At 42.6% G+C, this 14,128-nt stretch carries 13 protein-coding genes and 1 other RNA gene; 2 read left to right on the forward strand and 12 right to left on the reverse strand.

The features are described from left to right. Nucleotides 1-51: 51 nt before the first annotated feature. The 9 genes from dnaB to DWW43_RS09485 form a co-directional block, all read right to left on the reverse strand. Nucleotides 52-1,392: a replicative DNA helicase gene (gene dnaB / locus DWW43_RS09445; RefSeq protein ID WP_008402436.1), complete on the reverse strand. Its 1,341-nt coding sequence runs from the start codon at nucleotides 1,390-1,392 to the stop codon at nucleotides 52-54. After that, nucleotides 1,392-1,841, reverse strand: coding sequence for a 50S ribosomal protein L9 (gene rplI / locus DWW43_RS09450; protein ID WP_119963409.1), 450 nt, complete (start codon nucleotides 1,839-1,841; stop codon nucleotides 1,392-1,394). The genes dnaB and rplI overlap by 1 nt, the downstream gene beginning before the upstream one ends. A 1-nt stretch (nucleotide 1,842) precedes the next feature. After that, nucleotides 1,843-3,999 carry a DHH family phosphoesterase gene (locus tag DWW43_RS09455; RefSeq protein WP_119963410.1) on the reverse strand — a complete coding sequence of 719 codons (2,157 nt, stop codon included), beginning with the start codon at nucleotides 3,997-3,999 and terminating at the stop codon, nucleotides 1,843-1,845. A gap of 36 nt (nucleotides 4,000-4,035) precedes the next feature. Next, nucleotides 4,036-5,112 (reverse strand): acyltransferase, encoded by a 1,077-nt coding sequence (locus DWW43_RS09460; RefSeq protein WP_119963411.1) that lies wholly within the window; start codon nucleotides 5,110-5,112, stop codon nucleotides 4,036-4,038. Between the two features lie 2 nt (nucleotides 5,113-5,114). Further along, nucleotides 5,115-5,894, reverse strand: a complete 780-nt coding sequence (locus tag DWW43_RS09465) for an IspD/TarI family cytidylyltransferase (RefSeq protein WP_008402432.1) — start codon at nucleotides 5,892-5,894, stop codon at nucleotides 5,115-5,117. Nucleotides 5,895-6,031: 137 nt separating this feature from the next. Beyond that, nucleotides 6,032-7,177 carry a CDP-glycerol glycerophosphotransferase family protein gene (locus tag DWW43_RS09470; protein WP_165853057.1) on the reverse strand — a complete coding sequence of 382 codons (1,146 nt, stop codon included), beginning with the start codon at nucleotides 7,175-7,177 and terminating at the stop codon, nucleotides 6,032-6,034. A 98-nt stretch (nucleotides 7,178-7,275) separates the two neighbouring features. Continuing rightward, nucleotides 7,276-8,631, reverse strand: coding sequence for a glucose-6-phosphate isomerase (locus tag DWW43_RS09475; RefSeq protein WP_008402430.1), 1,356 nt, complete (start codon nucleotides 8,629-8,631; stop codon nucleotides 7,276-7,278). Nucleotides 8,632-8,705: 74 nt separating this feature from the next. Further along, complete coding sequence (locus DWW43_RS09480) at nucleotides 8,706-9,611, reverse strand: polysaccharide deacetylase family protein (protein ID WP_243104453.1); 906 nt, start codon at nucleotides 9,609-9,611, stop codon at nucleotides 8,706-8,708. A 133-nt stretch (nucleotides 9,612-9,744) separates the two neighbouring features. Then, nucleotides 9,745-10,803, reverse strand: a complete 1,059-nt coding sequence (locus DWW43_RS09485; protein WP_119963413.1) for a hypothetical protein — start codon at nucleotides 10,801-10,803, stop codon at nucleotides 9,745-9,747. Between the two features lie 223 nt (nucleotides 10,804-11,026). Here DWW43_RS09485 and DWW43_RS09490 point away from each other — a divergent pair, with 223 nt between their 5' ends. Further along, nucleotides 11,027-11,272, forward strand: a complete 246-nt coding sequence (locus DWW43_RS09490) for a TIGR03905 family TSCPD domain-containing protein (protein WP_008402427.1) — start codon at nucleotides 11,027-11,029, stop codon at nucleotides 11,270-11,272. A 3-nt stretch (nucleotides 11,273-11,275) separates the two neighbouring features. Continuing rightward, complete coding sequence (locus tag DWW43_RS09495; RefSeq protein WP_008402426.1) at nucleotides 11,276-12,346, forward strand: undecaprenyldiphospho-muramoylpentapeptide beta-N-acetylglucosaminyltransferase; 1,071 nt, start codon at nucleotides 11,276-11,278, stop codon at nucleotides 12,344-12,346. A gap of 88 nt (nucleotides 12,347-12,434) precedes the next feature. Here the strand turns inward: DWW43_RS09495 and DWW43_RS09500 are convergent, their stop codons facing one another. The 3 genes from DWW43_RS09500 to ffs all read right to left on the reverse strand — a co-directional run bounded on the left by DWW43_RS09500 (nucleotide 12,435) and on the right by ffs (nucleotide 13,981). Further along, nucleotides 12,435-12,902 (reverse strand): hypothetical protein, encoded by a 468-nt coding sequence (locus DWW43_RS09500; protein ID WP_008402425.1) that lies wholly within the window; start codon nucleotides 12,900-12,902, stop codon nucleotides 12,435-12,437. 33 nt (nucleotides 12,903-12,935) lie between these two features. After that, nucleotides 12,936-13,526, reverse strand: a complete 591-nt coding sequence (locus DWW43_RS09505) for an HD domain-containing protein (protein ID WP_008402424.1) — start codon at nucleotides 13,524-13,526, stop codon at nucleotides 12,936-12,938. Nucleotides 13,527-13,717: 191 nt separating this feature from the next. Next, nucleotides 13,718-13,981, reverse strand: an RNA gene (ffs, locus tag DWW43_RS09510) — signal recognition particle sRNA large type. Nucleotides 13,982-14,128 lie beyond the last annotated feature (147 nt).

Raw genomic sequence — 14,128 nt, forward strand, 5'->3', positions numbered from 1 at the left:
TTTCTCAATTTATATTTATACATTTTGTATCAATATCTGGTCATATGCGGCTTACATCTGCGGGCGCTCTTTGTTTGCAAACTTCGTGTAATCCTGCATCCATACAAGATCAACCGATCCGGTCGCGCCCTTTCTCTGTTTTGCTATAATAATCTCTGCAATACCCTTCTTCTCGGTATCCGGATTGTAATAATCATCACGGTAAATGAACATTACAACGTCCGAATCCTGCTCGATCGCACCGGACTCTCGCAGATCGGCAAGTACCGGCTTGTGATCCGGTCTGGAGTCAACCGCACGGTTCAACTGCGACAACGCAATAACAGGAACATTAAGCTCTCTTGCAAGCACCTTTAACGCTCGCGATGTATCTGAAATGAACTGCTGTCTGGATTCTACATGCTTATTCGTACTCATCAGCTGTAAGTAGTCGATGATGATAAGTCCCAGATCATTGTTCTGTTTTAATTTTCTACACTTCGAACGAAGATCGGCTACAGTGATCGCCGAATTATCATCTACGAAGATCGGCGCATCCGCGATTACCTCCGTACTCTCCATGATCTTATCCCATTCATCGTCCACCAGCTGTCCGGTCTGGATCTTCTGGGAATTTACCAGAGAATCAAGGGCGATCATACGTGTTACCAGCTGCTCCTTTGACATTTCCAGACTAAAAATAGCAACAGGGATCCTCTTTTTTACAGCTACATGGTGTGCAATATTAAGTACAAATGCTGTCTTACCCATAGCAGGACGTGCTGCTACCAGAATCAATTCCGATCCATGCAGACCCGTTAGCATATTATCCAGATCGATGAATCCGGTCGGCACACCGGTAACTCGTGTATTCTGTCTGGATGCCGCCTCGATCTGATCGATTACATCAAGTACGATCGAATCGATCGGTGCAAAATCATTTGCGCCGTTTCTCTGCTGAACGATCTTGTAAATCCCGCTCTCTGCCGTTTCAAGTAATCCGTCTACATCGTCCGTGTCAAGATAACAGTCCTTTTCGACATCCTCACACATCTTGATCATACGGCGAAGCACTGCCTTATCCGCTACAATCTTCGCATAATACTTCGCATTTGCCGATGTCGGAACTGCGGCTATGATATCAGCTATGTAGCTCATACCGGCAACATCCTCCGGAACATTCTTCTCCCGAAGCCTGTTGTTCAGCGTGATCAGATCGACTGCCATTCCTTCCTTAAACAGCTCGATCATATTCTCATACAGGATCGCATTCTGCGCACTGTAAAAGTCATCCTTTGTCAGTATATCCGACACATCTACTATGGCATCACGATCCATGATCATAGAGCCGATAACCGACTGTTCTGCATCCAGGTTATATGGTTGTTTTTTCCTGATAAATGCATCTTCCATTAGTCAGCCTCTTCTACCTTTACTGTAAGCTCTGCCTGTACCTGTGGATGCAGCTTGATCTTTACAGTAAATGATCCCATCGCTTTGATCGCATCCTTCAGCACGATTTTCTTCTTATCAATATCATAATGTAACTGGCTCTTGATCGCATCCGAGATCTCCTTTGACGATACAGAGCCAAATGCCCTACCGCCTTCGCCGACCTTTATGCCGACTGTTACAGATGCCTTTTCAAGCTCTGCTGCGAGAGCCCTGGCTGCTGCAAGATTCTCTGCCGCAACTTTTTCTTCATGTGCCTTCTTTAATTTATAATCATTCAGATTCTTTGGTGTTGCCTCAAGCCCAAGTTTTCTCGGTATAATATAATTTCTGGCATGTCCGTCACTGACATTTACCAGCTCACCTTTTTTCCCAAGACTCTTTACATCCTCCAGTAATATAACCTTCATATCAAATATCTCCTTCCTTGTACATCTCCTCAAGCAGGTTAACAAGCTGTTTCTTTACTTTTTCCTTTGTCGTATTCTTAAACTGCGCGGCCGCGATATTCGCATGTCCGCCTCCACCCATACGCTCCATAATGATCTGGACATTCACATCATCGATAGAGCGGGCAGATATCTTTACATTTTCTCCCAACTGTGCGATTACAAAGGAAGCACGTACACCTGCAATATTCAACATCTCATTTGCCACCTTGGCTGTCAGTACAGTCGGTGATTCAGGTCCTTCTTTCGGCTCAAATACCGATACTGCAAACATCCCAAGGACCATCTCTGCGTTTCTGACGCCATCTGCTTTTTGTCTGTATGTGTCAATATCGCTTCTGAACATCTTTCTGACACGCATAACATCCGCGCCGCTTCTTCTCAAATAAGCAGCAGCCTCAAATGTACGAACACCTGTCTTTGTCAGGAAGTTATCTGTATCGATCAGAATACCTGCATACATCGCATCTGCCTCAGACGGACGAAGCTTGATCTTCTCATCCATGTACTGTAACATCTCCGCGATCATTTCGCACGCTGACGAAGCAAATGGTTCTACATAGGAAAGGGTCGCATTCGCGATCACATCCTTTGTCTGTCTGTGATGATCGAACACAACCACCGTCTTTGCATAGGAAATAAGCTCCTCACACTCAGTCAGACTCGGATTATTCACATCTACGACTACCAGCATCGTATCCGCATTTATCATCTCGATCGCCTGTTCATTGTTGATGATCATGTCATCACCATACATACTGTTTGCTGTAAAATTGCCATAGATCGGACTGATCGCCGATGACACTTCATTGATAACGATATGTGCCTCTTTATTCATAGAATTCACCATACGATACACACCGATTGCAGATCCGAATGCATCCATATCCGGATCCTTGTGTGCCATGATGATCACCTTTTCTTTTGTCTCTAACAGCTCCTTAAATGCCAGTGTCTTAACACGAGCTTTTACACGGGTAGATTTCTCTGTACCCTGACTTCTTCCACCATAATAAGTAATCTTATCATTGGATTTCAGGACAACCTGATCCCCACCACGTCCGAGTGCAAGTTCCATTGCGGAACGAGCCGCTTCAAAATCAGCCAGAAAGCTGGAATATTCCGTTCCAAGACTTATAGATAACGTAAGTGGCAGATCATTTCCGATATTGATCGCCTTTACCTCATCCAGCAATGCAAATTTATTCTCCTGAAGCTGCGGAAGATATTTCTTCGGCATAACGAACATATACTTATCCTTTTCAAAGGAACGTACAATCGCATCTACATTTGCCATATATTTATTGATCTTTCGATCTACAAGTGCAACTAACAGTGAATGACGGACTTCCTCCAGATCATCGAATATCTCATCATAATTATCGATATATATCAGACCGGTAACCAGCTTCTGCTCCTCATTCTCCTTCGCCAGTTTGTTCTGCTCCGTCATATCAAACAGATACATGGCAATAAATGTGGTAACACCGTCTGTATGTTTCTTTCTCTTCGAGGTACGTGTCTTTTTATTCTCCTCCTGTAAACCTGTATCCTGTAGTACGATCTCCAGTGCTTCTGCACTTTCCGGTGCTTCCGGTTCAGCAACCGCATCTACCGGGCCATTCGGATTTACCCTGACACGCTTGATCTCTACTTTATATTCTCTTTCATTATATTCGATATCTGCATGAACCGTATCTTCACCCTCAGCCGGTATCATCTCATGTGTTAAGCCCTCAAACACCTGCATAGCTGTAAGCCGCATCAGCTTACGCTTACTTGTATTCGTGATATGTGCAAATTCATCATTTACCCATGCAAGTCTTCCCGTCTTGTCTAAGATAGCGTATGGTATAGGGAATTCCCGGATCAGATCCTTCTGAACTCTACCATTTTCCATCGCCTGATTTGCAAATAATGCGTCACTTGATACACGTGAAGATATATAAAGGACGATAGTCATAGCCGCATAAACAGCAGTAATAATGATACCTACCACACCTGCTGCCACACTGATCGTAAACATCCAGATATCAAACACCACAAACAATGCAATCATATAGAGCGGCATCTGTGTATAAAAATCATGTCTTTTATTTGTATGTTTATTTTCGTTCATGACGAATCTGTCCTTTCCGGATAATCTGTATCCTGTTTATTTTAGTTGTGTTTTCTGTCTGTTCATCCGTGCGATCCAATGGATCAGGATCATACCGAATGCCACAGAAACAAATGTCAGACCTACAATGTATGCAAATCCTGTCCAATACGATACATCCGGGAAGATATAACGGACAGTTGCCCGCGCCGGGCTCTGGCAAAGATAGATAAACAAGCTCATCTCTCCCAGGAATTTACTTACTTTATTATCAAAAACACCTGATATTGCCGACTGCTTACTGGCAGTGATCGATATCGCAAACAACAGCAAAATGTTATTATAAAATACACAGGTCTTTCCACCTTCATGCATCATAAAGATCGCAAGCAGATACAGCAGAAGCTCTGCGATTCCGAGAAGCCGTTTTACTGACGGACGAAATTCTTTCTTCTTCAGATATTCTGCAAACATATATACCAGACATCCTATATTCAAGCCTACAAAGGCACGCAAGATGCCATGCGTGATAACACCTTCAAACTTCGTAAAGCCATTATATCCGACAGTATTATAAAAATATCCTGATATCAAAAGCGCGGTAACAGGAGCAATGATCAGTGTATAAGTGTCCTTATACTTTCGTAATAATGGATAGATCACCAGCATGGCGATAAGCATAGCCGAAATATACCAAGTGATCATCACAACCTGAGTTCCCTGCACGCCTGACATGGACAGCAGTAAAAAGTTCGGAATCATCTTCACAATCGCAATAAATAATCCGATAATTCCTTCCTTTAGATATACATATCGGCCAACTTCCACAAACCATACACAAAGCCCCAGTGCATAGCAATACAAATATGCCGGTAAGATCCGTCGGATCTTATGAAGGGCAAAGCCGAATGTCTCTTTTCCGAGAGAAATACCTGTATGCCGTTCTTCTGCTTTTGCAGCTGACACACACATGAAATATCCGGATACGATAAAGAACATCTCAACCGCATATCGTCCCCATTCCAACAGATATCCATGCTTGCCGCCATATACCTCACCTACATGGAATACAAGTATCACCAGGCAAAACACAAATTTCCAGAAGTCGAGGGCTCCATTGTATTTTTTATTCATTTCTATTTCTCGCTTTTCTTCTTATACTGGCTCATTCTTGTATCAATCTTATTCGTGATGCCAAGTCCGAAAGCCTGTTCATTTTCTTTATACTGTAACAACGCACGGAACATATATACATCTTCCGGTGTCGTAACCTTGATATTTCCTCTGTTGCCTTCAACAATATGTGCCACAATATTCTGACTTCTGATAATGGTACATGCATCAACCATTCCTTCATATCCGGTTGGAGTTGCACGGACAACATCATGAGCGGCAATGATATCCTTCAGGTAGAAGGACTGCGGTGCCTGTGCTGAATATGTGTCTTTTCTAGGTGGTACCGAATCGATCTCGACACCATTCTCACTGATCATGATCGTCTCATAGCAGGCAGTCGATGTGATCGCATTACCGTACTTTTTAACGCTCTCTATATTGTTGGAAATAACATCATATGAAACATATGGTCGAACACCATCATGGATCAGAACAATAGAATCCTCCGGGCATTCAGACTCTGCCATTTTAAGTGCATTGTAAATAGAATCCTGAGAAGTTGCTCCACCGGCCAATACATGTTTTACCTTTGTCAGATGATACTCTTCTGCCAGATCTTCTACATAAGGAATATAATCCTCGAGAACCGAGATGTAGATCGCATCGATCTGATCATGATACTGGAATAACTGTAATGTATGAACCAGGATTGGTTTTCCGTTGATCTCAAGGAACTGCTTTGGAATTCCCGCTCCCATTCTTACTCCACTGCCGCCTGCAAAAATAATTGCTATATTCATCTACTGTTTCTCCTTTTTTCTGTTTATTTTAAATTTTTCACTTCTTTGCCGCAATTGTGCGATACAGAATGCTATATAGACTTTCCCCATTCTGCATAGATATATTAATTTTATAACGAAATCAAGAAAAATTCAACTTATATTTGACTTGATGCATTGTGTGTTATTTGTTTTATCGTTTTCAATATTCTCTCCGTTGCCTTACCATCACACATCGACATATGATAAGCAAAGCACTTTTCGATCTCTGCAGGATCCCGCTCGGACAGTTCATACTCGATTGCCGCAGGAAGCCCCGCTCCATCCGTAACCACCTTACACGGGAAGGAATCATATGGAACATAGAAGCCTCTGGCATGGTCAAACGAATCAAAGTCCGGTGCAAAAAATAAAAACGGCTTCTTATATGCCATATAGTCAAATAATATCGAAGAATAATCTGTGATGAGCAGATCTGCAACCGCAAATATTTTCTCGGACGGCAGATCGCAATTCGACTTCATTCCCTTTTCTTCCAGATGTGGATGCAACTTGATCACCCAGTAATAACGATCTTCTGTTTCTTTCATAACTCTCTGTATCTCTTCCATTCCACAGAGTGTCGGCATAGCCGCATTTCCCCGAAATGTAGGAGCCCAGAGAATTACTTTTTTCCCTTTTGCTTCCGGATATTTCCGATAAAATTCCTCATAGTTTGCCTGATTCCACGCATCATCATAATAATAGTCCGACCGACTGATCCCGGTCGCCTGTACAACTCCCGAAGCAAGCCGCATTGTCTTTGTAAACACCGGTACACAACATGGTGCGCTGACTGTCAGCAGATCATAGTTTTTGTAAACCGAATCGCCTTTATACATCTTCGGAATATCTTCCGTCGTGTCATATCCGCTTTTCTTAAGCAGCCCGCCGGAATGCCAGAGCTGTACCACCTTTGTCTCCGGACGTTTCTCACAGGCCGATACAGGAAGAAAATTATCACAGATAAATACATATTCTGCGACAGCATACCGCTTCATAAACTGCCTCAGCCACTTTAACAGACTGCCATATCCCATCTTTCCAAAATCAGTGACCCAAGTTTCGTTCTTATACTCCGGATCCCATTGCAGTGTTTCATACATTTTTTTCATAGAAAAAGGCAGTTCCTCATGATGTGCATCGGCGAAGATCACCAGCCCCTTTTCAACCGGCTTTCCGGCATACCGTTTATAGAGCAGCGGCAGATAAATCTGCTGCATCGCCATTTTCAATACCTGTTTTATATAAAATACCATCTTCATATAATTACAAATAAACCTTTCGAACATTATCGAAAACCGGCGGCATCCGCGTTTTCATGCGTATGCCGCCGGCTTATCATCATTTTCTATCTAAATTATTAACCATTGATTCTGGAAAGAAGCTCCTTACCAAGTTCCTCATTACCAGGCTTACCAAGTAATGCGAACATGTTCTTCTTATAGCTTTCTACACCTGGCTGGTTAAATGGATTTACTCCAAGAGTGTATCCGCTGATACCACATGCAAACTCAAATGTGTAGAACAGCTCACCTAATGTGAACTCATCGATCTTGTCAATATTGATCTGGATGATTGGAATTCCGCCATCAACATGTGCAAGAATTGTTCCGTTCATAGCACTCTTATTTGCAAAATCTACTGTCTTGCCTGCAAGGTAGTTCAGACCATCAAGATCACAATCCTCTTCTTCCATTACGATCTCACATGTTGGATGTAACACATTGATTACTGTCTCGAAATGGTTCTGTGAACCCTGCTGGATAAACTGTCCTAATGAATGAAGGTCTGTTGTAAAGTCAGTTGCTGTCGGGAATAATCCCTTACCGTCTTTTCCTTCGCTCTCGCCGTATAACTGCTTCCACCATTCTGCTACGAAATGTAATGCCGGCTCAAAGTTGGCAAGGATCTCGATGGACTTGCCCTTTCTGTACAGGATATTACGAACTGCTGCATACTTCATAGCATCGCTGTCGTCAAAGTTCTCTGCAAGGCAGTCTTTTCTTGCTGATGCAGCACCTTCCATGAGCTTATCAATATCTGCACCGCTTACTGCGATCGGAAGAAGACCTACTGCTGTCAGAACTGAGAAACGTCCACCTACATCATCAGGTACCACGAATGTCTCATATCCTTCTTCTGTAGCAAGTGTCTTCAATGCTCCCTTTGCCTTATCTGTTGTAGCATAGATTCTCTTAGCTGCTTCTTCTTTACCATATTTCTCAATTAATTTCTTCTTGAAAATTCTGGATGCAATACCAGGCTCTGTAGTTGTACCTGACTTGGAAATGATGTTGATAGAGAAATCTCTGTCTCCAATCACCTGTAACAGGTGTGCCATATAGGTACTGCTGATATTACTTCCTGCATAATAGATCTCAGGGGTTTTACGAATCTCTTTATCTACTGAATTATAAAAGCTGTGTCTTAAAGCTTCGATCGCTGCTCTTGCGCCAAGGTAAGAACCGCCGATACCGATAACTACCAGAACATCTGAATCTGACTGGATCTTAGCAGCCGCTTTCTTGATTCTTGCGAACTCTTCCTTATCATAATCAACCGGAAGATCGATCCATCCAAGGAAATCATTTCCTTCACCGGTCTTGTTTACAAGTGTTGATTTTGCTGCAACAACTTCTTCCTTAATAGCTGCGATATCCTCAGCGGAAGCCATACCAGCAACATTCTTAAAATCGAAACTTACTGTCTTTGCCATTTTATTATCTCTCCTTGCTTATATGATTTTTCAAAGCTATGGATAATTGTAGCAAAAGGAAACCCCATAATCAACTATTTTTCGAACATTTCATCAAGTGATACAAATCTGTAACCAAGTTCTGTTAAATTTGACAACACCGTATCTAACGCCTGCGCATTTGACTCCGACACATTATGCATGAGCGGAATTGCACCATTATGATAATATTTATCAAAATGCTCGATCACATAATCTTTCCCCGGCTGATTATTTACATCATAATCCAAATATGCCATGCTCCAGAAAATGGTCTTATACCCCATATCCTTTGCCAGTTGGAGCACCCTTTCACTGTACTCACCGCTCGGCGGTCTGAAATATGGATCCATCCGATAACCCGTGGCCTCTTTCATATAATCAGCACAGGTCTGCAATTCTTCCTTCTGTTTTTCCACACTGATACCGGGCATGGAAGGATGGGTAACTGTATGGTTGCCAACCTGGTGGCCCTCCTCTTTCATTCTTTTTACCAGCTCCACATTATCCCTGATATACGTCTGTGTGACGAAAAAACAAGCTTTTGCATTATGCTTCTTTAACGTGTCCAGCATCTGTTCTGTATATCCGTTCTCATAACCGCAGTCAAAGGTCAGATATATAACCTTGTCATCTCCGGCATCCTGATCCACATAATATGCATCATACTGTTCGATCGAAAAACTGTGATCGCAGTCACTGATCCCATGATTTTTATCCCGTACAATGTACCATGAAAACTTCTTATTGCTGACTGCATCATAATCACGAAGCAGCGTCATATCCTCCGTCGTCGCTTCTGTCCGGTCTTCTACACTTCCATTATCATTTCCCCCTTTTCGTCCGTCCGGACTGCCATTTTGTCCACCGGAACCATCAGCCGTCCGATTTCCCCCATTCTGCATCTGACAGTCTCCCGGTGTTGCCACATTTCCGTTTTCCCTCGTTTTGCTCTTCGCCATTCCGGCACAGCCTGTCAGAAACAGACACATCATAATTCCCGAAACTACATACAGTTTTTTGACTGTAACCACTTCCAATTGTTATTTTGGATATAATATATGCTGTTTCTTCCGCTGTTTATACCTATACCTGTCAGGTTGTACTGATTCCCTGCAGCAGCTTGTCAAATAATGCATCACACGCCGCGATCTGTTCCTCCGTTATCTCCCGGTCATCTTCCTTTGCGGTCTGTTTCAGAGGCTGCTGCCCTTCGGCTGCCGACTGCCGCCGGCTTTTCTCTGATCTGCGGTGTTCTGCCCGCATCGCTTTTTTCGATTTTGCCGTGATTCTTTCCCGTGTCGAATCCATTTCCTGCATTTTCATTCCGGATGTACCAAGATTCTTTTCCGGTGCATCCTTCTGTCCGTCGCCGGCCAACCGTCCATCTTTATTTTCCGGCTCTGTCTCTGCAACTGCCTGCAGGTCCTTCTTTTTAATATCAGTCTCCCGACTCTTTCTACGTTCTGCCTCAGCCTTTTTCTCGTTCCGTCTGTCCTTCTGTTCTCCCATCTGTGCCAGTGCCGCATCAATATCGATCACATTTGGCTCTATAATAGCCGCTGCCGTCTGTTTCAGACCACTCCGGCTTCTGTCATCTGCTTTCTGTTTACTGCTCTCCATCTGTTTTTCCTGCTCCCGTTTCAGGCGATTTGCCAAACTGTTGTTCATATAGCTGACGAGTTCCGCCGATAACATCTCACATTTTCTCCGGGTATTGAATATGTTGTAGACCATCTGCATAACTCCACAGGCAACAATACCCCACATACCGATCTGCACACTTGCAAATACAGAACTGCCTGTCCGATATTCCCACCAGGTTCCGATCAGACCTGTTCCGGCAGCAAGGATCATCATGTTACTGCAGAAGCTGTTCCAGGAGCTGACATAGCTCTTGCCCAGTTTCAGTTTATATATGTATTTCTCGACAAACGATCTCGTATCCCGGATACCCACATCAAGATACGATAACTCCTCGTACCTTTTTCGTATCTCCACCAGTGCTTTCTTTTTTGTACTTTTCATACTTCCTGCTCCTCTGACCAGCCCTTTCAAAAATCCATCCATTATCAGCTTTGCTACAATTCCACATATTCCCGTCGCTGCGATCACATACAAAAAAATACTCTGTTCCAAAATAGTTCCAAACATAACCATTTCCCCTTTTCAAATAATTTTTCATGTTTTCAGTTCCGATACCCCGCTCCGGATTCAGGGTGGTTTCATTATAGTTTCGGTATTTTTGATTTTTCAAGTGAAATCACACGACAAATGTTTACCTTTATTTTCATTTTTGGTATACTGATTTAGATTTGAACTCATTTAAGAATGTGTATGGTTATTTTGGACTATAATAGAAAAGAGGTAGATTAAAATGGATTATAAAACAAAAGGAACCTGTTCCACTAACATTCATTTTGAAGTGGAAGATGGTAAAGTTAAAAATGTTTCTTTCACAGGCGGCTGCAATGGTAACCTGAAGGGTATCAGCGCCCTGGTTGAGGGAATGAAAGTGGAAGATGTCATTGATAAACTGGAAGGAACAACATGCAGCTTCAAGCCAACATCCTGTCCGGATCAATTGGCAAAGGCGCTTAAGAATTATCTTCAGGGGGCATAATATATGAAACGAATCATCCTTACCGGCGGTGGAACTGCCGGTCATGTTACACCAAATATAGCATTGATACCGGAATTACGGAAGCTTGGATATGATATCCATTATATCGGTTCTTATAACGGAATGGAACGCAAGCTGATCGAGGATCTGAACATTCCTTATCATGGGATCTCCTCCGGCAAGCTCAGACGTTATTTTGACCTTAAGAACTTTACAGATCCGTTCCGGGTTATAAAAGGTATGGGTGAAGCCAAGAAGTTAATGAAGGAACTGAAGCCGGATGTCGTATTCTCAAAGGGCGGCTTTGTAACCGTTCCTGTCGTATTCGCAGCCAAATCCTGCAACATCCCTGTCATCATCCACGAATCTGATATGACACCGGGTCTTGCAAATAAGCTGGAGCTTCCAAAGGCCTCCCGTGTGTGTTGCAACTTCCCGGAGACAAAGGATATGTTCCCGGAAGGTAAAGCAGTCGTGACCGGAACCCCGATCCGTAAAGAGCTTTTCAACGGAAATGCAGTTGATGCGATCAACTTCTGCGGTTTTACAGACAACAAGCCTGTGATCCTGATCGTCGGCGGCAGTTCGGGAAGTGCCGTGATAAATAAAGCGATCCGTGAAAACATCGATAAACTGCTGGAGCGTTTTAACGTGATCCATCTCTGCGGTAAGGGCAATCTGGATCATTCACTTGATAACAAGTCCGGTTATGTTCAGTATGAATATATAAAGAAAGAACTAAGCAGTATGCTTGCTCTTGCTGATCTTGTGATCTCCCGTGCCGGTGCAAATGCGATCTGTGAATTGCTTGCTCTTCGCAAACCGAATATCCTGATCCCGTTATCTGCTGCTGCCAGCCGCGGTGACCAGATCTTAAATGCAGAGTCCTTCAAAAAGAGCGGTTACAGTTATGTGATCAAAGAAGAGGAATTATCCTCCGAGACATTATTTGCTGCGATCGATGATGTCTATAATAATAAACAGACTTACATCGAGACAATGGAAAAGAGCAATCTTACAGATTCCACGTCTATTATAATCGGCATGATTGAGGAACTGGTGAATAACAAATAAATACAGCAACAGGTATAACGCGCATAAAAGAAACAGGCACATATCATTTCGATATATGCCTGTTTCTTTTATATGGTATATATTATAATTACTTCGCTGCATTTGCGATCTTCTCATAGGCAGCTTCTTTTGCCTGATCGGTCGAAAGAATATCATCCTTGATCGTTATCACGATATCAACCTGAGAATTATTTCTTACTGTAAATTCAACCTTCATAGGCTGATCTGTATACATCTGATCCATACCTGCTGTAGTAAGATCCATTGTAGCCTTAGATCCGTAGTATGTAACTTTCCAGTCACCGCTTGCTTCTTCTTCATAATACCAAGCACTGCTCTTACACAGATTTTCAAGACCATCACCAAAAGTCTTATCAAATCCCGGAATCTTTGTCTTCTTGATCTTATCTACCTGAGCTTTCGCCGTATCATCTGTACGATACTGAATATTTCCCTTTACAAACATCTTTGATGTCTGTGGCAGAACAGCATAAACTCCAAAGCACAATCCGATTACTATAAGAATAGCAACTAACACTTTTACAAAAGTCTTCATATCAACACTCCCATTTCCTTTATTATTAAATACTTAGAACAGTTCTTTTTCCAACTGAAATATAAATTCTTCCAAGAGCTGCATACGCTTATTATATTCCACTCTGCCGGCATCTGTCTTGCATCTTCTGATCTTTGGTTTATTAATTCTGTAAAAGTTCTTTATTCTGTAATATGCGCGCTTATAGCTTGCATCGTCCTCCAGCGCAGTTGCCATGGAATCCCATAGTACACTGACTGCTCCCACTTCATCTAACAGATCTGCATCCATAACGATCCTACATTCCAAAGAAAGATCTGCATCTGTATCCTTCTCCTCGTGAATCATTATAATCTCCCCGATCTTTGCGATCTTTTCAGGATCTACTCCTATGCTGTCCAGATATTCAACAGCTATCTCTGCACCAACTTCTCCATGTGGTCTGTTCTCATCCCAGCCAATGTCATGTAAAAGTGCTGCAAGTACGATAATATCAAGATCGCCCCCTAACTTGGACTGTAACTTAATTGCCCATCTGTACACACGCATCGTGTGTTCATATCTACTTCTAAACTCATAATTTGGCGGTCTGCCATTCTTCGCAGTCTGCGTTTTGACAAACTCAATTACATCAGCGTAATTCATCTCTGTTCGCCCCTTGATTTATACCTTTTTTTGTAACTTACGCTCTATTTGACGATTTAAAATCCTGCCAAACAGACTTTCTCCAAAACTTTCTCATAAAAAAAAGAAAGTATCATTATCTATGATAGCATCTTTTGTATAGATTTGCTATGTTTTTTTGAAAATTTTATAAATATTTTTATCAAAAAAATCCATGCAGTTTTCTCTCGAAACGCCGCCATAAGCGTTACCTTAGCAGTTAACTCAGCCCAGGCACCCTCGCGGCACACAGGAGATTCTCCTTAGTGCTGCTTCGTCTCCGACCTGACACGGTTCGAAGAGTCCTGTTGCGCAAGACCCAGACATCAACGCCACTTACTAAGGGCAGCCCTACAGTGGACATCCCTCAAGAAAACTATCACCCCTGCTATAGCGGATTGCAGGTTCAGGGCACCGCTACTTCCCCGGTTGCATGGAAACTTTATAACATATTCAATTGCACGCCACATTTTTGGCGCATATTTGATTATAAATGACGATCGCACATACGTCAACCTGTTTCTTTGGCAGCGTTTTTGGTGGATTGTAGGATTACAATACATGTGTTACAACTGAATATAAAA

This window comes from Clostridium sp. AF15-41, from assembly GCF_003604095.1.
Classification (GTDB): Bacteria; Bacillota; Clostridia; order Lachnospirales; family Lachnospiraceae; genus Coprococcus.

Coding starts and splice junctions, on each gene's coding strand:
- dnaB (WP_008402436.1), bottom strand. CDS start 1,392: ATGGAAGATGCATTTATCAGGAAAAAACAACCATATAACCTGGATGCA.
- rplI (WP_119963409.1), bottom strand. CDS start 1,841: ATGAAGGTTATATTACTGGAGGATGTAAAGAGTCTTGGGAAAAAAGGT.
- DWW43_RS09455 (WP_119963410.1), bottom strand. CDS start 3,999: ATGAACGAAAATAAACATACAAATAAAAGACATGATTTTTATACACAG.
- DWW43_RS09460 (WP_119963411.1), bottom strand. CDS start 5,112: ATGAATAAAAAATACAATGGAGCCCTCGACTTCTGGAAATTTGTGTTT.
- DWW43_RS09465 (WP_008402432.1), bottom strand. CDS start 5,894: ATGAATATAGCAATTATTTTTGCAGGCGGCAGTGGAGTAAGAATGGGA.
- DWW43_RS09470 (WP_165853057.1), bottom strand. CDS start 7,177: ATGAAGATGGTATTTTATATAAAACAGGTATTGAAAATGGCGATGCAG.
- DWW43_RS09475 (WP_008402430.1), bottom strand. CDS start 8,631: ATGGCAAAGACAGTAAGTTTCGATTTTAAGAATGTTGCTGGTATGGCT.
- DWW43_RS09480 (WP_243104453.1), bottom strand. CDS start 9,611: ATGGCGAAGAGCAAAACGAGGGAAAACGGAAATGTGGCAACACCGGGA.
- DWW43_RS09485 (WP_119963413.1), bottom strand. CDS start 10,803: ATGTTTGGAACTATTTTGGAACAGAGTATTTTTTTGTATGTGATCGCA.
- DWW43_RS09490 (WP_008402427.1), top strand. CDS start 11,027: ATGGATTATAAAACAAAAGGAACCTGTTCCACTAACATTCATTTTGAA.
- DWW43_RS09495 (WP_008402426.1), top strand. CDS start 11,276: ATGAAACGAATCATCCTTACCGGCGGTGGAACTGCCGGTCATGTTACA.
- DWW43_RS09500 (WP_008402425.1), bottom strand. CDS start 12,902: ATGAAGACTTTTGTAAAAGTGTTAGTTGCTATTCTTATAGTAATCGGA.
- DWW43_RS09505 (WP_008402424.1), bottom strand. CDS start 13,526: ATGAATTACGCTGATGTAATTGAGTTTGTCAAAACGCAGACTGCGAAG.